We start from the raw sequence: 26,202 nt of genomic DNA, 5'->3' as shown, positions 1-26,202 counted from the left end.
CGTGAGACCTCCTCGGATAAGAACATTATCTTTCCATCTTATACCTACTTCATTTTATCGCTAAGCTCAAAGAACTCCACCGACCATTGCGAATAGCTATCGGGCTTTGGTTTGTTCGGCAACCTTACCCACGGTCATATGCCTTATATGAAGTTTCTGTTCGTTAGGCCAGATGTTTGCCGCCAGCTTCCTTCAGATTTCACCTCACGATGAACACCCTTACCTTTGGCTATGTAATTCCCGCTATTAGGGCTTACTCGGGACTTCCGCCCGTTAGATAATGCTCATCATGCCGAGCGTACAAAAAAAAGCGACTGGCATGGTAGCCAGTCGCCCAGTATACAGAAAAAATGTTAGCGTGAGGTACGTTTACAATCAGTTCACAACAACCTTCTTGCCGTTGTGGATATACACTCCTTTACGGGTGGGCTTGTTTGTTTTTACGCCCCCGATGGTGTACCAGCCATCAACGTTTTGCGAGCCATGCACCTCCTTGATGCCCGTGGGGGTGGTAACGATGCCTTTGGGCTTGGCGCCGGAGTAGTTGTCGTAGTAGCCGCCGTTAACAAATTCCAAGTTGGCGGTTTGCTTGCTTCCGTTGTCACAGTTGAAGATGATGCCGGCGTCGGGTTTGTTGTCAGGCTTGGTTTGCTTGTTCCAACTCCATTTGTAAACCTTGTTACCATCCTTGGTCGTTCCTACGTACCGGCAGGCCGTGCCGGGCCATGAGCCACCGGTGTAGTTGGCTTTTTGGTCCCACTGCCAGCAGCTCACGTTGCCTGTCCAGAAGCTCGGGGCCTCGAAGAAGGCGCATCGCTCGTCGTTATCGATGGTGCAGAATGCGGGCAGCGTAAACGTTTGCGGCTCCTCGTCGGCGACAGCTTGAACGGCCGAAATGTCCACGTTGTCGGCCACATAGTATTTATAGCCATCGCCCTCCACGGCTAATTTGTAGCTGTTGGTGTCATAGCTGTCGGGTGTTCCCAAGGCCAGCAGCACGTTGCCTTTCTCGCCTCGCACGTTCACGATATAGCCATTGCCATGTCGCTCGGACTTGAGGATGGTGCTTTGGTTGGAAATGCCGGCGGCCTTGCGAGCCAAGATGAGCTTCTTGAGTTGGGTTTTGTACTGTTTCCAATGGGTGAGAAACACGCAGGGAGTGCCTGGCATGGCCATGATGTAGGCGTTGGCGGCTATATGGTTGGCCGCAAGGCGGTTGTTGTCGCGGTCGGTGTCGTGGTTGTCCACGAAGGTCACGGCGTACCTGCTGTACGCGGGGTCCTTGGCTGGGCAGTCGCCGTCCAGACGGTTCCATTGGCCGCTGCCGAGCGCGTCTTTGATGTAATATTTCAGCGCGAAGTCGAACGCCGCGCTCTGTATCTTTCCATCTACCTTGGTGCCGTCTAACCAGCTTTTCAGTTTGGCGGGATCACCGTCCCAGTATTCGCCCACGGAGTAGGTGGGTTGGGCCGAAGCGTTATACTCGCCAATGTATTTTGCGGCGAAACCCTTCACCATGTCGTAACGAAAACCGGTGTAGCCAAGTTCTTCTTTGAGAAACCGCAAGTATAGTTTCACGTTCTTTCGCACGTTGTCCGAGGTGTGGTCAAGGTCTCGGCATCCGGAAAAGTCGTCGCCGGTGTCCATCGCTCCCGACACGTCGTAGCCGTTTCGCTTGGTGTTTCCGCCATCATCGTTTTGGCAGATGTCGGCCAGTGACCAGTGCATGGTTTGCCCTTTCCATGTCTCCTCGGGAAATTCGCACCAGTTGGTGTTGCCGTTGCGGTGGTTGATGACCACATCTTCAATGATGCCAGTGCCTTTTTCTTTGAAGGTCTTGATCATCTTGCGCAGTTGGTCCTCTGTGCCAAATGCGCTGTTGTGGTTGAACCACCAAATGGGGGCGTAGCCCATCTGCATGGACGTCGCATTGCAATAGCCCGACTGCGGCACCCATATCAGGTCGAAATATTGCGACAGCTCGTCTGCCTGGCTCTCTAAATGGCTCCATTGTGTGTCTTGATAACTGTCCCAATAAAAACCTTGCAACATCACACCCTTGTAATCCTTGGGCCAACCTTGCGCATGAACGTTGCCAGCGAGTGCCAACATCATTAATAATAAGGTGTAAATATGTTTCATTGTCATTATTTGTTAGTAGTGATAAATATGTATTTGATAAAAAAGGCGCACTGTCCACATGTGAGAGTGCGCCTTTTATAATCATTATTATCTTACTCCCGTAACAATTTATTGTTCGGTAACGGTAGCGGTTTTGGCTTCGGGGTCAAGTTCGATGAGATAGGTACCCGCGCCAATCTTGATGTTTGGGCCACCTTGGGTAAGACCCGTCAAGGCACCACCGAAGTTCTTTTCCCATGAGCCATCCCAACGGAACTTGTACTCACCATCTTTCATCTTTATGGTGATGGACCACTTCTTGGTCTTGGGGTTGTAGGTCATCAGTTGTCCCTTGTCCCAGGCACCGGGGGTAGCGGAGCCGATAATCTCCCATCCTGTCTTGGCAATGGAGGCAAGCATCTTCTTGGTGTTGGCAGTGATGCGATACCAGCCGCCTTCGGTGAGCTTGATGTTGTCACCATCGCCAAGGGCAAACTCAGCCTTTGTCTTGGTGTCGTTCCATTTCACACCGCCTACGCTTCCCAGCCATTTGCCGTCATCGTAGAGCTTGAACTCGGTGTTGGCAGGATAGTAATAGATGCCCGTGTATTGGAAGTCGCGGCTCTTTGACTCGAGTCGGTAAGCGTTTTTTGCTGTCGGATTCCAACCCTGATAAGAGCCAGGCACTGAAAGCTCGGTACTTGACAGTTCGATGTTGGTCTCTTCCATGGTGTAGGTGTACTTGCCCGCGTTGGTCAAATTGAGCTTCACGATGTATGCGTGTGTCTTAGCCACCTTGAGGTTTTCGCCACCTTGCGCTAAAACGCTTGGATTGTTTTTGTCACTACCATAATTGATATCCCATCCTTCATTGGCACGGAACTTGAATTCCTTATCGGTCAACGGAGTTACCGCCGTCCACATACGGGTGTCTTTGTCGTACTCCATCTTGGTGTCTTTGGTCCATCCACCAGACGTAGCCTCTCCAATCATGCCCCATGTACAAGGCTTTCCGATGCTCACCTTGCCGCCGGGTGCGAGCGTCACCTCCACAAATCCCTTGTCCTTTGCATCAACCTTCTGGTCTTTGGCGAGCACCTTGGTAACGTCTTTGCCATCGACGACAGCGAAAGAACACTCTTCATCGAACTGCACCCAACCTTTGTAAGTGCCGTCGCCGTCAGGGTCGCCAAGGAGATAAGCCTTGGTATAATCCCACTCCGGATAACCCACAGCCACGTATGCATACTTCCAGTTGATGTTCACAGCATTGGGGTCGTAAGGCGTGGCCTTGAAGTTGACAGTGTTCTGTGCGTCGTTGGTCATCGTCTTGAATGCCGAAGACTTGAGCGACACGGTGAAGTCGTATGTGTGGCCGGGGTAGGCACCTACCTTTGCCAACAGCGTGTTCATTGCTTCGTTGGTGAAAGAAAGTTTGTTATCTTGCGTCTCACCTGCCACAACACTCTTCTTGTTCTCGTTATTGGTAATCGTAACCGTGTAATCCACTACCGCTCCTTTGCCGTAATTTGCTTTTTCCCAACTGATTTGTGGAAAAGCCTCAGCACTGTTTGCCTTTGTGAATGTAATCGTGGCTGGATTGACAGCGTGGAGCTTCGCGGCTTGTTTCAAGTTGAGCACTGGCGTGGTGATGTCATCCGAACATGATGCCATAGCCAAGAAACCAGCTGCGAGGAATAATATATTTTTTAGTTTCATGATCTTTAGTTTTAATCAGTTTATCCATTAATAACCATCGTTCTGTTTCAAGTTGAGGTTAGAGCCAATGTCATCTGAAGGCAATGGGAACACCTTATACTTGTCTTTCACACCTTTACCTTCGGCTACGCCGCCCTTCCAAGGCCATACATAATCACCGGAAGTGTACTTTCCAAAGCGCACGAGATCTGTGCGACGCTGAGCCTCAAAGAAGAGTTCGCGTCCGCGCTCATCAAGCAAGAACTTCAACGTGAAGTTGTTGTCGTCGATAGGAGCCACGGTCTTGTCCTTATAGGCACGTTTGCGCAATTCGTTGAGATAGTTCATGGCTACGTTCTTGGTAACACCTGTTCCACCACGGAGAACAGCCTCGGCCAAGTTCAAGTAGATTTCGCCCAATCGGAACAACGGGAAGTCGACGTAAGCCTCGCTGGACGCGGGCTTGCTGCCATTCTTGTTAAGATTGCAGAACTTGGTTACGGGAATACCGTTGTCCTTGAAGTCGCCCTCCTTGACAATTTCCACGTTCTTGGTTCCGTCCAAGCGCAGCATAGAGAAACGAGTGTCTTTTTTGTATTCGTTCTCGTTGGTGAATAGCTTGAGCAGTGACGACTTGGCACGCACGCCTTGCCAAGCACCCTTGGCATTAGTCTCTTCTTGGAATTGTGCGGACCCCCAACATAGCAGAGCTGTCATGCCTCCCCAAGTCATGGTTTCGGCACCCTCGTAGCGGAGTGGGAAGATCATTTCCTTGGAATGATCATTGTCAGCCTTGAACATGTCAGCGTATTTGGGTTCCAACTCATAGCCGGCGTCGATAATCTTCTTGCAATAAGTGATACACTCTGTGTACTTCTTCACCCCCACGTAGGTCTCGGCATTGAGATACAAACGTGACAGAGCAGCCCATGCGGCAGCCTTGTTGGCATTGCCATAATTCTTGTTCCAGCCTACAACAGGAGCAGCAAGGTCCTTCTCGCATTCAAGCAATTCTTTCTCCACATATTTATAAAGGTCGTCCTTCATAATTTGTTGTGGACGCTCGCTACCTATTGTACTATTCTCATCAAAGAAAGGATAGTTGCGATACAGGTCAAGGGCGTACATGTAGGTGAGCGCACGCAGGAATCGAGCCTCGGCTCTATACTCCTTGATAGTATTTTTCACCTCATTGCTACAACCACGGCTACTCAGTTTGTCGTCAGTGGTCTCACGAAGGAAAGCATTCGCCAAGTTGATTTGGTAAGCCAATCGGTAATACGATCCCTTGATCCATGGACTTGACGAATCCCAAGAAAGATGGTTAAAGTCGGGGATTCCAGGGTCATTCCATGCGCAGTGAGCCATGTCGGATGCCAATTCCTGCATATTCCACAACACGCGTATGAAAGAAGCCTGCGAGCCACCGTCAATACCCTTGACGTCTTGGTCGGCGTCTCCACCTTTGTTTCCACCTATCACCATGCCCGCATAAATCTTGGCGAGACTTTGGGTGTAAGCGTTTATGTCAGCCTTGAATACCACGTTGGAAACCAACTCGTCCTTATCCAGAGGCTGAGTATCCAAGTCGTTTACGCACGATGTCGTTCCCAACAACGCTCCTGTGAGGAGCAAGAACAACGATTTTTTGATATGATATGTTTTCATTTTGTACTTGCTATTTAGAATTTGAAATTGAAACCAAACATAAACGAAATAGGTCTCGGATAGATCTTGTTGTCTATACCCTCGCCGCTGATTTCAGGGTCAATACCGCTGTAGTTGGTAATGACAAACGGATTTTGCACGGTGAGATACAGGCGTGCGGACTGTTTGTCATTGAACAGCTTGTTGAAAGTGTAGCCAAGTGTGATGTTGTCCATACGAACAAAGTCAGCTTTCTGAACGTAATAGCTGCTACGGAACTGTCCTATATGGAAGTTCTTGTTGGCGGCGGAGTTCAGGCGGTTCTTCAAGAAGCCTGACTGGTCGTACATCTGCGAACCGTCCCATGCCTCACGGTTAGACTGTGTGTTGTTGTACACATAGTTGCCGATGCTTGAGCGAAGTGCGAACGACAAATCCCAGTTCTTGTAATTCATCTGCGAAGTCAAGCCCATGTACACGTCTGGAGCCGATTTCTTGTAAGGAATAAGGTCAGCTTCGTCTATCTTGTTGTCGTTGTTCTGGTCCACGTAAGCCCCCTCGATAGGAGTTCCGTTCTTATCATACATCTGCTCAAACACGTAGAATGAGTTGTATGGCTTGCCAACGGAGTTGATTTGAATGTTGTAACCTACGGCGCCGTCTACCCCACCATGAATCACGCCCTTGTATCTGGGGTCGTCGTTGATGGTAAGTTTGGTGATGGTGTTTTTGTTGTACGACACGTTATAGCCCAATGTCCACTGGAAATTCTTGGTTGTGATGGGGTGAGCTGTCAACGAGAGTTCCACACCCTTGTTTTCCAACGTGCCCACGTTGGTCAATATTTCATTGCTGAAGTTGGTTCCGGCTGGTGCCGTCACGGTGTTCAACAGGTTGTTGGTCTGACGATAATAGAAATCCAACGTACCCGAGAGTATGCCCTTGAAGATTCCAAAGTCAAGACCAGCGTTGTAGGTTGTGGTCTCTTCCCACTTCAAATTCTCGTCGTAAGCCAATGGTGCGATGAGCTGTACGCGCTTGTCACCGAAGTAGTAATTGGCTCCAGGCTGTGAGTAAGCGTAGCGTGCCATGTAAGGATAGTCGCCGCTATTGAGGTTCTGCTGACCTGTCACACCATATCCCAAACGCAGTTTCAAATCATCAAGCCAGCGTGTATCTTTCAAGAAAGACTCCTCATTGATACGCCATGCCAATGCTGCCGATGGGAATACACCCCAGCGATTGTTCTTGTTGAAACGCGAGGAACCATCGTTACGCAGTGTGAACGTCAAGAGGTAGCGATCTAATAAGGTGTAGTTCACACGTCCGAAGAACGAAACGAGATAGTTTTCTGTAACAAGGTCTTCCGCACCTTTGTAGAACTCCTTGCCGTACTCCTTGGCTTTGGCTGCCGAGTAGGGGAATTTAGTCCATTCCGAGCGATAGAAGTGCTGCCATGAATAACCAGCCATGGCGTCGATGAAGTGTGCACCTAATGTCTTGGTGTAGTTCATGTAAAATTCTAACAACGTATTCCGTTTAAGCTGCCAGAAGCTGCTGTTCTCACCAAATCCTTTCTTGAAGTTGCCCCAAGTCCACGACATAGGAGAGTTATCTACAGTTATCACGTCGCCCGTTCCCTTAGAAACGTCATATCCTACGTTGAGGTTCGCACGCAAGTCGGGCAAGAAATGGAACTTGTAATCAAGTTGAATGTTGCCGATGCTGCGGTACACCTTTGACTTGTCGCTCTTGTCCGTGAGTATGGAGACGGGGTTGGCCAATGCGATATCAATAGGATGTCCGTCCTTCTTGAGATACATGAAATAACCGTTGCCATACTTTGAGCCTTTCATGTAGATGGGCTGCGTGGGGTCATATTGTGTCGCCATGCCCAAAGAGCCAAGGTCAGCAAAACGGTTTGTGTTGTAAATACCCTTGAGGTTCAGCTGTACGCTGAGGTGCTTGTCAAAGAATTGCGGACTCAAGTTGACAGCGCCCGTGAAGCGTTCCATGTCAGATGTCTTCACGATACCATTCTCTTTCGTGTAACCTACCGACACACGGTAAGGCAGATTAGCCACCGCACCCGACACGCTGACGTTATGGTCAGTGCTCAACGATGTGCGCAACACTTCCTTCTGCCAGTTGGTGTTGGCGCTGCCAAGCGCGTTTGCCTGCAGGCTTCCCTTGCCAAACTTGGAGGTAACAAAGTGCTTGAAGTCGTTTGCCGACATCACGTCCACTTCTTTGGCGTGAGTGCTTACCTTCACAGAACCGCTATATCCAACTTGGATACCACCAGCCTTGCCTTTTTTGGTAGTGATAAGAATCACACCATTCGATGCACGCGAACCATAGATAGCTGTTGCCGACGCATCTTTCAATATGGTCATGGTGGCAATATCGTCAGGGTTAACGGTACTCAGAGGGTTGGCCATACCTTTGATTTCGCCATCATCCACTGGCACACCATCGATAACTACCAATGGGTTATTGGACGCCGACATAGACGAACCACCGCGAATACGTATCTTTGCCCCGGCGCCCGGCGCGCCACCATCCGTGATAACGCTCACACCGGCAGCCTTTCCTACAAGCATGTCGCTTGCGGAGGTTACGGCGCCCTTGACCATTTTCTCTGCGTTCAACGCGGTGACACTACCTGTCAAGTCGTTCTTTTTAACCCTGCCATAACCAATCACCACCACTTCGTTGAGGGATTCGCTCTTCGCTTCTTTCAGGGTGAAGACCATGTTGGCGGTTGCCGGAGCTTCCACAACACCATAGCCAATATAGCTTACGGAGACTTTGGCGCCGGAAGCGGCGTTGAGTGTGAAGTTACCGTCAATGTCGGTCACCGTTCCACTCGTATGCCCTACAATTCTAACGGTGGCACCAATAATGGGTTCGCCGGCTTCATCCTTCACATGTCCTTTCACGGCAATCTGCTGCGCAAAGGCACTTGCTGAAATAAACAACACACAGATGAGTGTGAGCATTTTCAGCGGTAATGAAAATTTTACCTGCTTCATTTTTTTAGTTTTAAGTTAATATAATAATAAATTTAGAGTTTCTTAGGTCAATATCCCCAACAGCTATTCGCTATCAAAAAGGCTTGATGGGTGTCTTCATTCAGCATGTCAGGAATTCCTTTTGAGGATGGTTAGTAGGTCGTTGTGACTCATGGTTAGTTTCTCCTCATGCTGCAAAGTTAGTTTTCTTTAACTATCCTTGTTCTTTTTAAGTGCAAAATTCACTATATTTGTAATGCAAACGTTTGCACAGTCATCATCTTTATAAAAAGATAAAGACCTTTTGAGCATTCTTTTGTTTTACATACATTTGCATTGCTAATAACAACCTAAATGAAAATATCGTTGCCCATCACAATGAAAGACATTGCGCAAGCGTTGGGAGTTTCTGTGGCTACGGTTTCACGTGCCCTTCAAGATAATCCTCGTATCAGCAAAGAACAACGCGAGAAGATACAAGCCTACGCATGCGAACATCATTTCTATCCCAACATGATTGCCGAGTCGCTACGAAACAGTCGTGTCAAGCCCCTAAAGGTGATTGGAGTTATTGTGCCGCAACTCTCCCATTTCTACTTCTCGAGTATTCTCTCGGGTATTGAGGAAGAGGCTACCATACACGGCTATCGCATCATGGTAGCACAAAGCAATGAACGCTATGAACGAGAAGCAAAGATTTGTCAAGATTTCTATAAGAATCGGGTGTGTGGTGTGATTGTATCGCAAGCCAAAGATACAGTCAAGTATGAGCATTTCAAAAAACTTATTGATCATGACATGCCACTGGTTTTCTATGACCGCATCTGTACAGGCATTAACTGTTCCCGTGTCGTAGTGGATGACTATATGGGCGCCTACAATGCAGTGACCCACCTTATTAATACGGGATGTCGACGAATTGCTTGTTATAGTTCGCCCATGACTTTAGAGATTTCCAAAAACAGGTATAATGGTTACCGTGATGCCCTCCTCAAGAATGGACTCAAAGTAAACGAGAACTTTCTTCGAATCTGTGACAATAGAGAGGATGCCGAAGTGCTGACCCCGGAGCTGTTGCAACAAGAAGAAATCCCTGATGCTTTCTTTGCTGTGAATGATGATACGGCTGTCGGCATACTCTATGCGGCGAAGCGCATGGGTTACCGCATCCCTGAAGATATTTCCATTTGTGGCTTTACCAATGGCGACCGTTCCAAGGCATGTGACCCCATGCTCACTACCGTAGAGCAACGTGGTGTTCGTGTGGGCGAAGAAGCGGCTAACATCCTCATCTCGAAAGTAGAAGGCTTGCTGCCTCCCGACAAAATTGAAAAGAGAATTGTAAGAACAAAACTCATTATTAGAGGAACAACGAGATAATTCATAATTCATAATTAAAAATTCATAATTAAAAATTCATAATTCAATTTGCTGACAGTATATTTGTTATGGAATATGAAGAAATCAAGTTGAAATGAATATCTTTGTAATAGGTATCTGAACAAAACATAAATTCTCACTTGAACCTAAACTCTATCTATCAATGAAAGATATAGACAACAATGTAATCGTCCAAAAGAGTTTTGCTTTTGCCATTCGCTGTGTAAATCTCTGTAAATATCTGAGAGAAGAGAAAAAAGAATACGAAATGAGCAAACAGCTTATACGGAGCGGAACGAGTATTGGTGCAAACGTAAAAGAATCACTAAGAGCTCAATCAAAAGCAGATTTTAAATCAAAACTCAACATCTCACTGAAAGAAGCGAGTGAAACAGAATACTGGATAGAACTTTTATGGCGCACTCAATACATTAATGAAACGGCAGCAAAAAGCATCTTAGCAGACTGCGTTGAATTGATTAAGCTGTTAACATCTATCATCATACACATTACAAAGGAGCAACAAAAAAGTAAGTCTTCATAAAAAGATTATTGACCGTTTTGCATGAAACATCATGAATAACAAAGAACCTCAACATATATTCAACCAAAAGTATGAATTGAGAATTATGAATTATGAATTAAAAAAGAACCTCATTGTATATTCTAACAAAAGTATGAATTAAAAATTATGAATTATGAATTAAAAAGAAAGCCCGACATGAGCTTTTGGAAACTTTGGAATTTAAGTTTCGGATTTTTCGGTGTACAGATTGCGTACGCGCTGCAGAGTGCAAACATCTCACGTATTTTTGCCACATTAGGTGCTGACCCACACAATCTTAGTTATTTCTGGATTTTACCTCCCCTCATGGGTATCGTAGTACAACCCATCATTGGTACTTGTTCAGATCGTACATGGACAAGATATGGGCGTCGCATCCCCTACTTATTCATCGGAGCTGCGGTTGCTGTACTGGTGATGTGCCTGCTCCCACAGTCTGGCTCATTCGGCATGACGGCATCGATAGCAATGATTTTCGGACTTGTCATGCTCATGTTCCTTGACACCTCTATCAATATGGCGATGCAACCCTTTAAGATGCTCGTGGGTGATATGGTGAACGAAAAACAGAAAGCTAAGGCGTATTCCATCCAAAGTCTGCTGTGCAATGCAGGATCCTTAGTGGGCTACCTGTTTCCTTTCTTCTTCGCACTGTTGGGCATCGCTAATACAGCCCCCAAGGGCGTAATTCCCGACTCGGTCATCTACAGCTTTATTGTTGGCGCTGGCATCCTGATTCTCTGTGTTGGTTACACTGTTTCCAAGGTAAGGGAGTGGTCTCCAGAGGAATATGAACAATACAACGGTAGCTTGAAAGTTGATGCAGAGAAAAAAGAAAACTGGATTACGCTACTCAAACACGCTCCTTCTACCTTTTGGAAGGTAGGTGTCGTGCAGTTCTTCAGCTGGATTGCCTTCATGTATATGTGGACCTATACGCATGGCACCGTGGCAGCCAACGTGTGGGGCACCACCGACATGGCGAGTGAGGGAGCACAAGAAGCTGGCAACTGGGTGGGCGTATTGTTTGCCGTACAAGCCATTGGCTCTGTGTTATGGGCACCGCTATTGCCCAAACTCGGTAGTCGAAAGACTGCCTACGCTCTCAGTTTGGTATTGGGAGCCATAGGTTTTGCTGCTTGTACTGTGATACACGACCAGTACTTATTGTTCATTCCCTTCCTGCTCATTGGCTGCGCATGGGCTGCTATATTAGCCATGCCATTTACCTTTGTCACCAATGCCTTACAAGGCTATGGACACATGGGCGCTTATCTCGGTTTGTTCAATGGCACCATCTGTATCCCGCAAATCATTGCGGCAGTCATAGGAGGCACACTCCTCAGTATGGTGGGGTCGGTGCAAAGCCACATGATGGTTGTTGCAGGCGTTTCGTTATTACTTGGTGCAGCTGCTGTATCGCTTATCAAAGATGTCAAAGATTGATGGATTTGCAAAGAATTTGATGATTTCTATAATTCCCCGTCTCTCACTTCATCTTGTTTTAGAAACAATGGCTTGAGCCATTGGAGATGACATAAAAATTTAAGGCTGGACTCCTCACATGGAATCCAGCCCTGTTTTTTTACCTCAAGCCAACAAACCGTTGCGGTCTTGAGCCAAATACACCTTATATAATAAGTAGTTGTTTTATATTCATCGATATCTGACACCTCTTCGCAGTTGCGAACACTGTATCATCAATACATATTATTTCTGAACATGGGAATGTCACCATATTTTCCCCAGAAACCTAAAGATGTAATCTTGTTCTCATTTTCAATTCTCCAGGAACATGTGGAGAAGTTCTCCATCGGTCCCCAGTACGACCCAGCGTATCTTCCTATCCGTCTCTCTGGCTTATAAAGATGAGTACCATAGCCACCGAGACCTTGCTCACCCATATAGATATAACAATAAGGTACACGATAGTAGGTGCGGTTCAAGAACTGGAAGTTATAGATTCTACCACAAGCGTCGCGTCCAAAGTTGTCTACAATGTCGTTTGGCTTTGACAGCGAGATATCAGTGCCGTTATAAGTCAAGAAGTAAGCGTTGCGGAAGTTACAGTTCGACTCTCTACCCCAGCAGTCACGATTTCCTTGTGGTACAAACTGTCGCAGCAAATTTGCATCTTCTCCGAGGAGTGCAATTTGGTACACTTGACCTTTACAGCGATCGAAAGTACCCCGAGCAACTCTTCTGGTAAATCCAGTGATCAAGAGTGACCCACCACTTGGCAATACTTTTTTCTTACGGTCGTTATACAAGAACTGTGCGTTGTTTTCTTCCAGTTTACCCAAGTCAATCACACCAGAAGCCTTATCAGCACTGCCAAATACAGAGCGAACGAGGTAATAACCCTCTAAGCTAATATCATGGTCACTGATATTGGTAATCTGAAGGAGGTTGCGATTGCAATATCTGTTCTTTCGTGTTGACCAGAATTGAGTGATTACCAAACCTTTGTGTTGCGAAGAATCTAAATCACTTGGTTTCATTCTAAATTCAAAAGTATAAACCTTTTGCTTTCTAAAGTTAAAAGCCTTGCCGTTTGTGTCTGTCTTCAAATAACGAAGCTTTGTTCGTTCAACAGCATGATATCCAATCTTTACTGTAGTTGGTTTTTGTGATTTTTTGTCAGTGTTGGGCATAAACCAAATAAGCAAAGGCTTGCTATCCTCATTAGCTCTCACACGAAATTTGTTAACACCATATTTTATATTTCCATTTTGAGAGGATGCAGGTGTCCAGCTGGGTTCCTTTCCTAAAGATGTCGAAAAATCAACAGTTCCCCTTGTTGATACAACATCAGAGTTTATCACTACTTCTTGAGGGTCTATACTTTTAGGAACATTCATCGTTGCAGCTATCCAGCTTCCAAGCAATTCAAAATTCAACGTCGCAGTTCCGTTGCTCCTAACCAATGACAACGGAGTATAAAAAGGTAAATTGAAATGGTCTGAATAAGGGTCTATAGTCCGTGTCGATTCTATTTTAATTTTACCATCTTCGGTGAAACCCGATGCCCATGCACCGTTTGTTGCATTTGGTTGCTTACGCATGACAGCTGCTACATAGAGGTCGCCTCTTCTTGGATAGAAGCCCTTTGGAATCTTTGTCTTAAAGGTTAGTTTTTTGAAATCACCAAAAACTACTTCATTTTCAATAACAGCTTGTTTGTCACCTTGTTTATAATACATATAGACAGGAATCCGTTCTCCTTTTTTCCAGCCATAATTCAATCCACCATTTACATAATGTGTAGCAGTTCTTGTTTGTGGTACATTCATCAAGACTTTCTCCAGATCTCCAAAGTTGAGAGTACCTGTACCAGAGATTACGTTTGTTGTTTGTTGTGCATTTCTGTCAAGCACACCGTTAAACTCATCGTTTTCAGAACAGCTTGTTAAGAAACAGATGATTGTCAATAACGACAAAATAATAGTTTGTTTTTTCATTTTTATGCTTTCCAAATATTAAAAATTCCAATCATTAGCAGCTATATCTAAGTCCTGCCAGTCCTCTTCTTCGCCCAAATCAAATGATTTACTACCAAGAAAACGACCATCATCTGGTGTATTATTACCACCTCTACCTGTGTTGTTAGGCGATCCTGCCAGCAACGCATCTTCCATTTTTGTATAAATAATATCTATCTGTGGACATACATAATTCTTTTTCATAATCTACACCTCTTTACTTAGACAATTAATGCACAGCAATGTATTTACTCTTTATTTTTTGAAACTATCTTTTTTTATACTATAATTACCCTGTATTTCTGTTTGCAAAGGTAAACATCTTCAAGAAGAGGCTACATAACAAAATATTTCAAAAGATTATCATTTTGTATCAAACTTAAATTTCTATATAATTTATACCATTAAAATAAAAAAGGCGCCATTTTCCACGCACATCACTTTCCTATATTTTTAGGAAAACATACAGAAATCCTGAACAGGATAGAGGTAAAACAGTTAATAAATGTTACCCCCCCTACATCAACATGTAATATTTGTTAATGGGTGAAATGTATATTATATAAATATTTAATTTTGTATTATCAAATTAATTGCTATAGCCAGCCTATGCACGTTTATTATTTGAATAAGCACATGATGTGCGAGCACTATCAAAGCAACTCCCCCGTAGGCTTTAGAGTGGTGCGCGAAAAGACAGGCGTTGTGGCTCATACTGCTTCATCGCGAACCGCCATGATTTTCCTCTTGGAAGGAACTTTGCGTGTGGAGGGCAAGCGATTTCCAACTTTCTATGTTCATGCCAATCAAATGTTCCCCATGCCCGCAGGCATTGAGAATTCCATTTACTTTGTTGAGGATAGTTTGGTTTTGGTACTTTATTTTATTGAGAGCAAATTCAGGTTTTGCCACAACATCATCAGCGATGAAATGATTAAGAGTGCGCCCAAGCGTACCGACTGGCTATTTGCCTTAGACATGCTCAAACCTGTAGAAGTGCTGGCACGGCAAACTGCCAACTATGTCATGGACGGTTTGCTCTGTTGCGACATCCAATTGAGCAAGCAGCGTGAGTTTACTGCAGTCATGCAAGCGTATTATCCCAAAGAAGAACTGTTACCTTTCCTTGCTCCTTTTTATGGCATGGATTTGTCGTTTCAGGACGCCATTATTGCGATGTCGCACACTTACCCTTCCATTGACGAGATGGCAGAAAAGGTGTGCATGAGTCGTCCTACATTCATACGACACTTCAAACGATGTTTTGGCGAGACACCTAAGGCGTGGGTTAGTAAAGTAAAAGGCGAAGCGCTGTTCAAGGCGCTAAGCAATACTGATGACACCATGGAAGAGATAGCCAACCAGTTCAAGTTCTCTTCGGTTCAACGCCTGTCAACTTTCTGCAAGGAGATGTTAGGAGGCACTCCCAATGAAATAAGAAATGGTGAAGTAACTCCAGAACACGCCTTATAACGATGAGTTATGTACATTTGTAGATGTAGTTACATTTTGAATTTGCATCTACATCTATCTCTTTTTTATATTTACCTGAAATTTTAACAGAGTATACAGAATGAACAAACAAACGAAAACATTATTTTCCGTGATAATAATGTTAGCCTGCGTTATGTTTACGCATGCGGAACCGATAACGATACGGCAAGCTTCAGACATTGCTTCAAAGTACGTTAAGAACCCAAAGCCATGGAGCGACATCCCACAAACTCGCTCATCAAAAGCTACATGTCCGCCCGCCTACTATGTCTTTACGGGCTCCGCCGACCATAAGTTTGTCATTATATCTGGAGAAAGCACGCTCAACGAAGTGGTTGCTTATGGTAGTGGGCAACTGAAAGACAGCAACAACGGCTCATCTTACTTCAAACAGTTTCTAAAAGATTATGAACGTGTGGTGAAGGCAGTGCGAGCCAATCCCGCGAAAGCGGCACAAACATCTTCTTTGGTGAAACGCAAAGTAGAGCCATTGCTTACTTGCAAGTGGAGCCAATACTATCCTTTCAATAAATATACCCCAGTTATCAGTGGGCAAACAACGCCTACGGGGTGCGTGGCAACAGCAACCGCACAAATGATGTTTTATCACAAATGGCCTAAAAAGCGGCCTAAAGATTATATATCGACAACAGGTGATGAAGCGCAGCGGAGTGCCACCTATTGGTGGAATGACATGAAAAACACTGTTGAAGAGACAACTTCCGAGCGTTCGGCACAAGCCGTTGGCGTGTTGATGCGTGACATTGGCAAAGCAGTCTACATGAGATATTATCACAAAGGGAGCGACTCTAATTTGCAGCGCGCGTGCAATGCGCTTCGCAATGTTTTTGATTATACCGTGAAATTTCTCGATAAAGACTTTTTGCCTGCGAACCAATTTCACTCCAATGTGATACGAGAGCTGTCGGAAGGCTATCCCATTTTGGTGGTAGGAGGTAATCATGCGTTTGTTTTCGACGGCTACGACGAACGAGGATTTATACATATCAATTGGGGATGGGCTGGTGAAAACGATGGCTATTTTGACATCAACACCGTTTACATGAACATCAAAGGCTATGGTATTTCGGGTACTTTCTGGGACGACATGCAAGCTCTTTTAGCACATCCAAACAATGGAAAAGCCACCCCGTTTGAAGATATACCTCGCGGATTGGACGCTCGTGCCACCACAGCGTTCACCATTGACAAGACAAAGGGTGCGAGAACAGATGCGTTTAATGCCGAAATCAACAAGCTCGGCTCATACAGTTCGGTGAAGGGTGAGTTGGGTGTGTTCACGGGTAAGGTGGGACTTGCACTTTATGACAGCGGCAATCATCTCGTTAAAGTATATCCGACAACGAATATCAACCACAACTGGGCTTCCATTTTCACATCCATGAACTTTGAGGTGAATGGTTTTAACTTTAACGGAGTGCCAAACGGCAACTATCGCTTGGTGCCGGTCTATTCGGAATTGCTTGACGCAAAGACAAAAAAGAGTGGCGAGTGGACGCGCGTCAACCACGTCAATGAGATGCAAGTGCAACTCTCGAACGAGGAAGTTACCATTGAGACAAACAATCCGAAGGATGTCGTGGTGATGGAAAAGGCTCCCTCGCTGCTGGCTCCTTTCTACGAAAACTCAGGCAAATATGCCGCTTTCAGCCTCACTTTATACAATCCTGGAAGAGAAGAAGTACGTGGCGACTTGGTGATGACGCTTAAAAACAAGGTGACAGGCGAAGTGTTTAATGGCTTCCTGCTCACTCCTAACGTTGTCGCACAACGGCTTGGAAGTACCACGTTCGCCATTAACATGCTGTCACAATATTACAATCCGGGCAGAGTAGGATCTCTAAAAACCGGCAAATATGATGTAACCTTTGCTATTAAAGCAAACAGAAAAGGAACAGAAGTGCTGATCCCCATTACCATGAAAGAGCCATTCGAGGTGGAGGTATTGCCTAACAACCATGAAGGAACCATTGAATTCAGCTATGTAGACTTCCTCGTGGATGGTAAAGAAGCCAATTATTCTACATTTGATTTGAACAAAACAGCCGAAATAGGATTGCAGGTGCACGCAAGAGTGAGGGGATATGGATTGAGAAATGGCTATCATGGCAACGTTTATTACAGATTGTTAGACTTAACAACCAACACATGGGTTGACTTGGGTACTGTTCATAGTGTTTATTTGCCTTGCGAACAACCAAATAACAAAGCCCAAACACGCCTCACTTTTCCTACTTCCAAATTAGAAGCCAACCACTCTTACGAAGTACATGTGGAGATTGACCGTAATGGAAAGCGTGTGGACGTGTGGAATCCCTTGGCTTTGCGCCATGTGTTCCATATAATAAACGAATCAACCTCCACGGACATAAAGGCGTATGAACACAAAAAGCCGAATCATCAACATATCGTCAATCTGGAAGGAGTTCGCCAAACAAAAGCGTGGGACAGTCTGCCAACTGGCATTTATATCGTTGACGGCAAGAAGATATTGAAGAAATAAGTATGGGCATAAGTGACAAAAAGAGACCTAAAATGGGTCTCTTTTTGTCATATAAGGCTACTATAAAAGTGGTTTACTACAAAAAAACAAGCCCCCTCTCGCCAGAAAAAAAATGAGGTGTGCAATAAGAAAAAATTTTACATCGGGCGTTAATACTCGCATATTTGCCAACAACTGTCCTTTTGGTCGCAAATAAGCGATTTTTGTATTTATCCGTATATCAGCGTCTTAACTCAAAATTTGCATAGTGAAGCGGAGCTAACTCAATGCTTCAATGAGACTAAAGCATTGACTTAACAGGCTTATCTGCACCACTTTGTACCCTTATTCACACAAGATAGCGCGACTAAAGTAATGGGTTAACCACCAAGAGGAGTAAAAACAAGACGAAAAGGGTACCTCTGTAACCGTTCCAAAATCTATTTTTCAACTTTCTGAAAAGGAAAAATCAGGACAAAATCACAGGCACTCGCCTACCCTGTGCATTCATAATAAAGAGAGGAAGCGCAAACGTTTGCGCAATATTTCTAACAGTTTTATCTCTACAAGGCAGCGACCCCCTACCTATTCTTTATAAATTTGCAGATAAGCGACTTATTAACAGTCGAGCAACTACTAACCCTTAGTCTATGAATCTATTATTTAACATTGAATACAAAACGGTATTTGGGGAAGACCTCATCTTGAATGTAGTGAATGAAGGTCAGCCTGCAGACGGGCTTTATACCCCTTATAGAATGTACACCACCGACGGACTGCACTGGAAGTGCGACCTCAAGCTGTCTGCCACTGAAGCGCAAAATTCCCTTTGCTACTACTACTCGGTAGAATGCGACGGAAAGGTAACGCGCAAGGAATGGACCACTCTTACCCACCGCCTTGACCTCACGGCAGCCAAAGCGAAGCAATACCATGTGTACGACCACTGGATGCAGATACCAGAAGACTCGTATCTGTACTCTTCGGCTTTCACCGACTGCCTTCACCGCAGCACATTGCAAGCTCTGCAGCCCACGGCTTACGACAAGACGGTGCGCATCATTGTACGTTCTCCACAACTCAAACCCGACCAATATTTAGTGCTGTTGGGCGACACCGAGGCCTTGGGCGAGTGGAACATCAGCAAAGCACTGCCCATGACCCAGCACCAGCACAACGAATGGGTGGTGGACGTGGACGCTGAAACACTGAGCGAGCAGCACATAGAACTGAAGTTTGCTGCCCTGTCGTACTCCCTTCCCACGAACGAGCCGATGTGGGAACCGTGCTTCAACCGCACCATTGACGTACCCAAGCTCAACCGTGGCGACGTAGTGGTGTACCACTTGGATCAGGCTTTCATGCCCATGCCCAACACAAAGGTGGCAGGAACATTGGTTCCTGTATTCTCACTACGCAGCAAAGGCAGCTTTGGCGTGGGCGACTTTGGCGACCTCAAGGCAATGATTGACTTTGTGGAAGCCACCGGACAGCATGTTCTTCAGTTGTTGCCCATCAACGACACCACAGCCACCTATACCTACACCGACTCTTACCCATACAGCTGCATCAGCGTGTTTGCGTTGCATCCGCTCTATTGCGACTTGCGCCAATTGCCCAAACTCAACGACAAGGCGCAACAAGCGCAATTTGACACACTGCAAGAAGAGCTGAACTGTCTACCACAGATAGACTATGTGCGCGTGATGAAAAGCAAGATGGATTTCTTACAACTACTCTTCAAGCAAGAGGGCAAACGCACCATGGGTACCAAGGCGTACAAGGCGTTCTTCGAAAAGAGTGCTCGCTGGCTGGTGCCTTACGCACAGTTCTGCTACCTGCGCGACCAATATGGCACGGCAGACGCTACACAATGGCGCGACCACCACACATGGAACGAGGCAGACCGCAAGGCGTTGAGCACCCCAAGCAACAAGGCATATCAACAAGTAGCGTTCTACTACTTCGTGCAGTTTGTGCTATACACTCAAATGAAGGAGGCGCACGCCTATGCGCAAAGCAAGCGCATCGTACTCAAAGGCGACGTGCCAATTGGGGTCAGTCGCCACGGTTGTGACGTTTGGGTAGAACCCAAATACTTCAACATGGACGGACAGGCAGGCGCACCACCCGATGATTTCTCTGTAAACGGACAGAATTGGGGGTTCCCCACCTACAACTGGGACGAGATGTTGAAAGACGGATGCGCCTGGTGGGAACGCCGTTTCAAGAACATGGCAGAGTTCTTCGACGCTTATCGCATCGACCATGTGCTGGGATTCTTCCGCATTTGGGAAATACCTACTAGCTGTGTCAACGGCTTGTGCGGTCAGTTTTCGCCATCGTTGGGTATGTCGCGCGAGGAGATAGCATCCTACGGACTCAACTTCCAAGAAGATTTGTTTACGAAACCTTACGTCCGCAACTGGGTCATCGACAGAGTGTTTGGCGAACATCGTGAAGAAGTCATTGCCAAATATCTAAACCATATTCACGATGACGTGTTTGAGTTGAACGAGCATTTCAACACCGAGCGCAAGATTGAAGCTGCTTTCGAGGGGCAGGAAATGGACGAGAAGAACACTTGGATACGCGACGGACTGTATGCGCTTGCCAACGATGTGTTGTTTGTTCGTGACAAGAAAAATCCTCACCTGTTCCACCCACGCATCACGGCACAATTCAACTTCATCTACGAAAGTCTGTGGGATGTGGACAAACAGGCGTTCAACCGTTTGTACAACGAGTACTACTATCGCCGCAACAACCAGTTCTGGTATCACGAGGCGATGAAGAAATTACCTAAATTGGTACAGGCTACCCGCATGTTGGTGTGTGCCGAAGACTTGGGAATGGTACCCGATTGCGTGGCATGGGTGATGAACGAGCTGCGCATCCTCAGTCTCGAGGTGCAGTCGATGCCCAAAGACCCAAAGGTAACCTTTGGCTATTTACCTGGCAACCCCTACAGAAGTGTGGCTACCATATCCTCACACGACATGCCAACGCTGCGCCAATGGTGGGATGAAGACTACCCACGCACACAGCATTATTACAACACCATGCTTGGAAAGGAAGGACCTGCCCCCCATCCACTGCCGGGTTGGCTGGCTCGCGACATCATCTGGCAACACTTGGCATCGCCCTCCATGCTCTGCATCCTGTCCATACAAGACTGGTTGTCCATGGACGAACGACTCCGATTGGACGATGCCAACGCCGAACGCATCAACATTCCTGCCAATCCAAAGCACTATTGGCGTTATCGGATGCACCTGAACATAGAAGACATGCTGACCGACAATAGCTTGGTGAGCAATCTATGTGAACTGAACTCACAGTCGGGAAGGAGCTGACACCCTACCCCTCACACCTATAGCCACAAGGGTTTGCGCCCTTGTGGCATACCTTTGAACCACAACATCATGAAGAAAATCAACCTTATCCTTTTGTTTTTTATGCTGCCAATGGCAATGTTGGCACAAGTAGTCAAATCGCCCAATGGCAATGTAAGCGTCAACTTTAGTCTGCAAGGCAATGGCGTACCCACCTATTCCATGACTTATAAAGGCAAAGCCGTGGTGAAACCATCGCGCTTGGGATTGGAACTCATGAAGGACAAACACGCCTCCAAGGGGCTCAGGGAAACCGACTTGATGAATGGGTTTACGGTTAAAGACACGCAGACATCCACCTTTGACGAGACATGGAAGCCTGTTTGGGGGGAGACCGCAACCATCAGAAACCATTATAACGAACTGGCGGTAACGTTGCATCAAGCTTCTTCTGAGCGCAATATCATTGTTCGGTTCCGTGTTTACAACGAAGGAATGGGATTGCGCTATGAATTTCCACAGCAAGACAGTTTGACGTATTTCCTCATTAAAGAAGAACATACGCAGTTTGCCATGGCTGGCGACCATACGGCATGGTGGATTCCGGGCGACTATGACACGCAAGAGCAAAAGACACAACAAAGCAAGCTCTCCGAAATAAGGGGGCGTTTTCATGATGCAGTGAACTGGGGAAACTCGTCGGTGGCGGTGTTCTCACCCACAGGTGTGCAGACCTCGCTGCAAATGAAAAGCCAAGATGGGCTGTACATCAACATCCACGAGGCAGCTTGTGTGGACTATTCTACCATGCACCTCAACTTAGACGATAAGACCATGACGTTTGAAAGCTGGCTCACCCCAGACGCATACGGTGCCAAAGGGTGCATGCAAACTCCTTGTAAGAGTCCGTGGCGAACGGTAATGGTGAGCGATGACGCACGCGATATGCTGTCGAGCAACCTCATACTGAACCTCAACGAGCCGTGCAAGATAGAAGACACGAGTTGGATTCATCCCACAAAATACTGCGGTGTGTGGTGGGAAATGATTGTTGGCAAAAGCGCATGGAACTACACCGATGAGTTCCCATCTATCAAACTCGACCAAATAGACTGGAGTAAAGCGAAGCCAAACGGACGCCATGCGGCTAACACAGATAAGGTGAAGCGATACATCGACTTCGCTGCCAAGAACGGATTGGACCAAGTATTGGTGGAGGGATGGAACGTAGGTTGGGAAGATTGGGCGAACCACTGGAAGCAAGACGTGTTCGACTTCGTTACACCTTACCCCGATTTCGACCTGAAAGGACTCAATGAGTATGCCCATTCCAAAGGTGTAAAACTATTGATGCACCACGAGACATCATCCAGCGCCGTGAATTATGAACGACATTTGAAAAAGGCTTTCAATCTCATGAACCAATATGGATATGATGCCGTGAAGACAGGATATGTAGGTGACATCATTCCTCGTGGCGACCACCACTTCTCTCAATCCATGAACGACCATTATATGTATGTGGTGAAGCAAGCTGCCAAGCACCATATCATGGTGAATGCACACGAAGCGACACGTCCAACGGGCTTATGCCGAACATGGCCGAACATGGTTGGCAACGAAAGTGCAAGGGGTGGAGAGTACGAAGCCTTTGGAGGAAACAATCCTGACCATACCACTATCCTGCCTTTTACTCGCTTACAGGGCGGACCGATGGACTACACGCCGGGTATTTTTGTAACGAAACTGTCTGAATGGAGCAACAATACCAGCTTTGTACACTCCACCTTGGCAGGACAGTTGGCACTCTATGTCACCATGTACAGCCCACTACAAATGGCTGCTGACTTGCCCGAGCACTACGAGAAGTTCGATGATGCGTTCCAATTCATACGAGATGTGGCAGTTGACTGGGACGACAGCAAGTATTTAGAGGCTGAACCCGGCGACTATATCACCGTGGCTCGCAAGGCAAAAGGCACGGACAACTGGTTTATCGGAGGCAAATGCGACGAGAACGGACATAAGAGTGTCATCAAACTCGACTTCCTCGACAAGGGTAAGAAGTACAGATGCACGATTTATGCCGATGCTAAAAATGCCCATTACGACCACAATCCACAAGCTTATGTCATCACGCACAAAACCGTGAAGCGTGGAGACGTGTTGAAAATCAATCAAGCCAGCGGTGGCGGATTTGCCGTTTCGCTCATGGCGCAATAATCAATAACACCCTTACTTATGAGACATTATCAGCATTATATTTTCCTGTTGTTGGCTTTTTTGATGCCAACAAGTAAATTATCTTTATCTGCCAAAGTGTTCAACGAAATGGTTTATTCGCCTCAAAAGACTGCTTTCAAGCTCAATGCGCCAAGCGCTGCCAAGCATGTCGTGCTGCGTTTGTACAAAGAAGGCGAAGGTGGAAAGCCCACGAAAACCGTCAAAATGAAGTCAATGGGCAACGATGTGTGGGCAAAAGAGATCAAGGGCGACCTGAAAGGTATGTACTACACCTTTGAAGTGTTGGGCTACCAACAGCACAAAGGAGGCGAGACACCGGGCGTATTTGCCAAGGCTGTGGGCATCAATGGCAACAGAGGAGCCATCATTGACCTGCAAACAACCAATCCCGAGGGGTGGGAAAACGATAAGAGACCTGCGCTCGCATCGCCCTCCGACTTAGTGTTATACGAGATGCACGTACGCGATTACACCGATTCGCCTACTTCTCCTGCCGTTCATAAGGGCAAGTTTGTGGGATTGGCTGAACCAAAAGCCATTGCCCACCTCAAAGAGTTAGGGGTGAATGCGGTACACTTGTTGCCTTCGTTCGACTTTGCCTCGGTGGATGAACACCAAACCTCCAATGCCAATTACAACTGGGGATACGACCCAAAAAACTACAATGTGCCAGAGGGAGCATACAGTACCAATGCCAAAGACCCCAAGGTGCGCATCAAGGAATTCAAACAAATGGTGCAAGCCCTGCACAAGGCGGGCATTCGTGTCATCCTCGACGTGGTGTATAACCATACGTTCGACATCGAAAACAGTAACTTTCAGCGTACTTACCCCGATTACTATTACCGCAAAGACGCTGAAGGCAAGTATTCAAATGGATCGGGTTGTGGCAACGAGACGGCGTCGGAAAAACCTTTGATGCGGCAATTCATGTTAGAATCGGTAAAATATTGGATCAACGAATACCACATCGACGGCTTTCGTTTCGACCTCATGGGCATTCACGACATAGCGACCATGAACGCCATCCGAGAGGAAGTAGACAAGATAGACCCATCTATTTATATCTATGGTGAGGGATGGAGTGCTGGGACTTGTGCTTATCCTGCGGACAAACTCGCCATGAAAGCCAACATCCAACAAATGCCAGGCATTGCAGCCTTTAGTGATGAACTGCGTGATGCCTTGCGTGGTCCCTTCAGTGACGACAGGAAAGGAGCATTCCTTGCTGGCATTGCTGGCGAGGAAGAGAGCATTAAATTTGGCATTGCTGGTGCCATAGCACATCCACAAGTAGACATGAGCAAAGTGAACTACAGCAAAGCGGCATGGGCAACTGAACCCACACAGATGGTTAGTTATGTAAGTTGCCACGACGACATGTGCTTGGTGGACCGGCTGAAGGCTTCCATTCCCAACATTTCTACCGAAGAAATCATCCGATTGGACTTGCTTGCACAAACGGCAGTGTTCACTTCGCAAGGCGTTCCGTTCATGTTGAGTGGCGAAGAGATGCTCCGCGACAAGCAAGGGGTGCACAACTCGTTTAACTCTCCCATTGAAGTCAACCGATTGGATTGGAACAATTTGCAGCGTTACCCGCAGGTGTTCAACTACTACAAGGGTCTCATAGCACTGCGGAAGCAATATCAAGCATTCCGTTTGGGCAACGCAGAGGCTGTGCGTCAGCATCTCACTTTCTTCCCAACCGAGCCATGCCTGGTGGGTTATCGCTTGTTTGACGTCCCCACTAACAGTTATATCTACGTGCTGCTCAATGCCAACAAAACCGAGAAACAGGTATCCTTGCCGGCTGGAGCGTACAACGTACTGTGCTACGATGGGGTCATTGATGTCAATGGAACAGAGAAATTGATGCTCGATGAACATGCCGACAAGGTCATTGTTCCAGCCCAATCAGCACTTATCTTGTCTATCAACAAGCAATAATTTTTTGTAGTAACAACAAATGTAACAAATAAAACAAATAACTTTGCTATATTTATGAATAAAAATGAGCTAAAGCTCGGACGAATAAAACAAATTTAATACAGCCATAATCCCTAATTAACTAACGTATAAATGCTATGATATGGAGCCACTGTATAAGGATTTGTCTTATGAAATAGTAGGGGCTGCCTTTGAAGTACATAACGAACTGGGGTGTGGCTTCTTGGAAAAAGTGTACCAAGAGGCATTTGCCATTGCCTTACGGGAACGAGATATTAACTTTGAAAGAGAAAAAAGAATCAACATTTCTTTTCATCATCATCCACTCTCTACACCCTACATCTGTGATTTTTGTGTGGAAAACAAAATAATAGTCGAACTAAAGGCTACACAAAGGATTGACGATAGTCACAAAGCTCAACTCATCAATTACCTCAAAGCCACAGGACTACAATTAGGAATATTAATCAATTTCAATGAAATCAGATTATCACCTATCCGACTATTTAATCCACAAAATCCGATAAGGTAATTTCACAGTCATGGAAACCATACATAAAAGAACGTAGAAACACTGACCAACTATCAAAATGGACAAAACATAAACAAAAAACAAATAACAAATTGGAGTTCTATATAAGTATCTTAATTCGTTAAATTTGTCAGAACATTTATGTTCATTCGATATTATCAGTCGAAAAAAGATAATTCGTTTTCACTACTGTCCACGATAATCTTTTAACAATTTCTTGAAGCTCCTATAAATACA

General features: G+C 46.0%; 15 protein-coding genes. 9 read left to right on the top strand and 6 right to left on the bottom strand.

From position 1 onward, the window contains the following. Positions 1 to 375: 375 nt before the first annotated feature. From HMPREF9304_RS00940 to HMPREF9304_RS00925, 4 genes are all read right to left on the bottom strand, one after another. Entirely contained in the window at positions 376 to 2,142 is a 1,767-nt protein-coding gene (locus HMPREF9304_RS00940) for an alpha-amylase family glycosyl hydrolase (protein WP_036925930.1), read from the bottom strand. 108 nt (positions 2,143 to 2,250) lie between these two features. Continuing rightward, positions 2,251 to 3,840, bottom strand: a complete 1,590-nt coding sequence (locus HMPREF9304_RS00935; protein ID WP_036925926.1) for a SusE domain-containing protein — start codon at positions 3,838 to 3,840, stop codon at positions 2,251 to 2,253. 27 nt (positions 3,841 to 3,867) lie between these two features. Continuing rightward, positions 3,868 to 5,487: a RagB/SusD family nutrient uptake outer membrane protein gene (locus tag HMPREF9304_RS00930; protein ID WP_036925923.1), complete on the bottom strand. Its 1,620-nt coding sequence runs from the start codon at positions 5,485 to 5,487 to the stop codon at positions 3,868 to 3,870. 14 nt (positions 5,488 to 5,501) lie between these two features. Then, the gene (locus tag HMPREF9304_RS00925; RefSeq protein WP_036925919.1) at positions 5,502 to 8,501 is read right to left on the bottom strand and encodes a SusC/RagA family TonB-linked outer membrane protein; all 3,000 of its coding nucleotides are present in this window, start codon (positions 8,499 to 8,501) and stop codon (positions 5,502 to 5,504) included. A gap of 333 nt (positions 8,502 to 8,834) precedes the next feature. Between HMPREF9304_RS00925 and HMPREF9304_RS00920 the strand changes: the two genes are divergently transcribed. From HMPREF9304_RS00920 to HMPREF9304_RS00910, 3 genes are all read left to right on the top strand, one after another. After that, positions 8,835 to 9,860 (top strand): LacI family DNA-binding transcriptional regulator, encoded by a 1,026-nt coding sequence (locus tag HMPREF9304_RS00920; protein ID WP_008123568.1) that lies wholly within the window; start codon positions 8,835 to 8,837, stop codon positions 9,858 to 9,860. Between the two features lie 163 nt (positions 9,861 to 10,023). Beyond that, on the top strand, positions 10,024 to 10,404 hold the full coding sequence (locus HMPREF9304_RS00915) for a four helix bundle protein (RefSeq protein ID WP_036925916.1): 381 nt from the start codon (positions 10,024 to 10,026) through the stop codon (positions 10,402 to 10,404). Positions 10,405 to 10,551: 147 nt separating this feature from the next. Further along, a complete protein-coding gene (locus HMPREF9304_RS00910) occupies positions 10,552 to 11,871 on the top strand; it encodes an MFS transporter (protein WP_036925913.1) in 1,320 nt (439 codons plus the stop codon). Between the two features lie 254 nt (positions 11,872 to 12,125). On the opposite strand, the gene HMPREF9304_RS00905 is transcribed toward HMPREF9304_RS00910, so the two are convergent. Both HMPREF9304_RS00905 and HMPREF9304_RS00900 read right to left on the bottom strand, forming a co-directional pair. Further along, complete coding sequence (locus HMPREF9304_RS00905; RefSeq protein WP_036925910.1) at positions 12,126 to 13,886, bottom strand: hypothetical protein; 1,761 nt, start codon at positions 13,884 to 13,886, stop codon at positions 12,126 to 12,128. A gap of 18 nt (positions 13,887 to 13,904) precedes the next feature. Then, on the bottom strand, positions 13,905 to 14,111 hold the full coding sequence (locus tag HMPREF9304_RS00900; RefSeq protein ID WP_036925907.1) for a hypothetical protein: 207 nt from the start codon (positions 14,109 to 14,111) through the stop codon (positions 13,905 to 13,907). Positions 14,112 to 14,543: 432 nt separating this feature from the next. On the opposite strand from HMPREF9304_RS00900, the gene HMPREF9304_RS00895 reads away from it, so the two are divergent. The 6 genes from HMPREF9304_RS00895 to HMPREF9304_RS00870 all read left to right on the top strand — a co-directional run bounded on the left by HMPREF9304_RS00895 (position 14,544) and on the right by HMPREF9304_RS00870 (position 25,965). Further along, positions 14,544 to 15,380 carry a helix-turn-helix domain-containing protein gene (locus HMPREF9304_RS00895; protein WP_231564428.1) on the top strand — a complete coding sequence of 279 codons (837 nt, stop codon included), beginning with the start codon at positions 14,544 to 14,546 and terminating at the stop codon, positions 15,378 to 15,380. A gap of 100 nt (positions 15,381 to 15,480) precedes the next feature. Continuing rightward, a complete protein-coding gene (locus HMPREF9304_RS00890; RefSeq protein ID WP_036925901.1) occupies positions 15,481 to 17,925 on the top strand; it encodes a C10 family peptidase in 2,445 nt (814 codons plus the stop codon). 629 nt (positions 17,926 to 18,554) lie between these two features. Next, on the top strand, positions 18,555 to 21,260 hold the full coding sequence (locus tag HMPREF9304_RS00885; RefSeq protein ID WP_036925898.1) for a 4-alpha-glucanotransferase: 2,706 nt from the start codon (positions 18,555 to 18,557) through the stop codon (positions 21,258 to 21,260). Between the two features lie 69 nt (positions 21,261 to 21,329). Continuing rightward, complete coding sequence (locus HMPREF9304_RS00880) at positions 21,330 to 23,462, top strand: glycoside hydrolase family 97 protein (RefSeq protein ID WP_036925895.1); 2,133 nt, start codon at positions 21,330 to 21,332, stop codon at positions 23,460 to 23,462. 63 nt (positions 23,463 to 23,525) lie between these two features. Further along, positions 23,526 to 25,433, top strand: coding sequence for a type I pullulanase (gene pulA, locus HMPREF9304_RS00875; RefSeq protein WP_081953619.1), 1,908 nt, complete (start codon positions 23,526 to 23,528; stop codon positions 25,431 to 25,433). 142 nt (positions 25,434 to 25,575) lie between these two features. Continuing rightward, positions 25,576 to 25,965 carry a GxxExxY protein gene (locus tag HMPREF9304_RS00870; RefSeq protein ID WP_036925889.1) on the top strand — a complete coding sequence of 130 codons (390 nt, stop codon included), beginning with the start codon at positions 25,576 to 25,578 and terminating at the stop codon, positions 25,963 to 25,965. Positions 25,966 to 26,202 lie beyond the last annotated feature (237 nt).

The sequence above is a fragment of the Hoylesella timonensis S9-PR14 genome, assembly GCF_000762405.1.
Taxonomy (GTDB): Bacteria; Bacteroidota; Bacteroidia; order Bacteroidales; family Bacteroidaceae; genus Prevotella; species Prevotella timonensis_A.
Note: the sequence above shows the minus strand (reverse complement) of the source record. Positions and strands in the feature narration are given on the sequence as shown.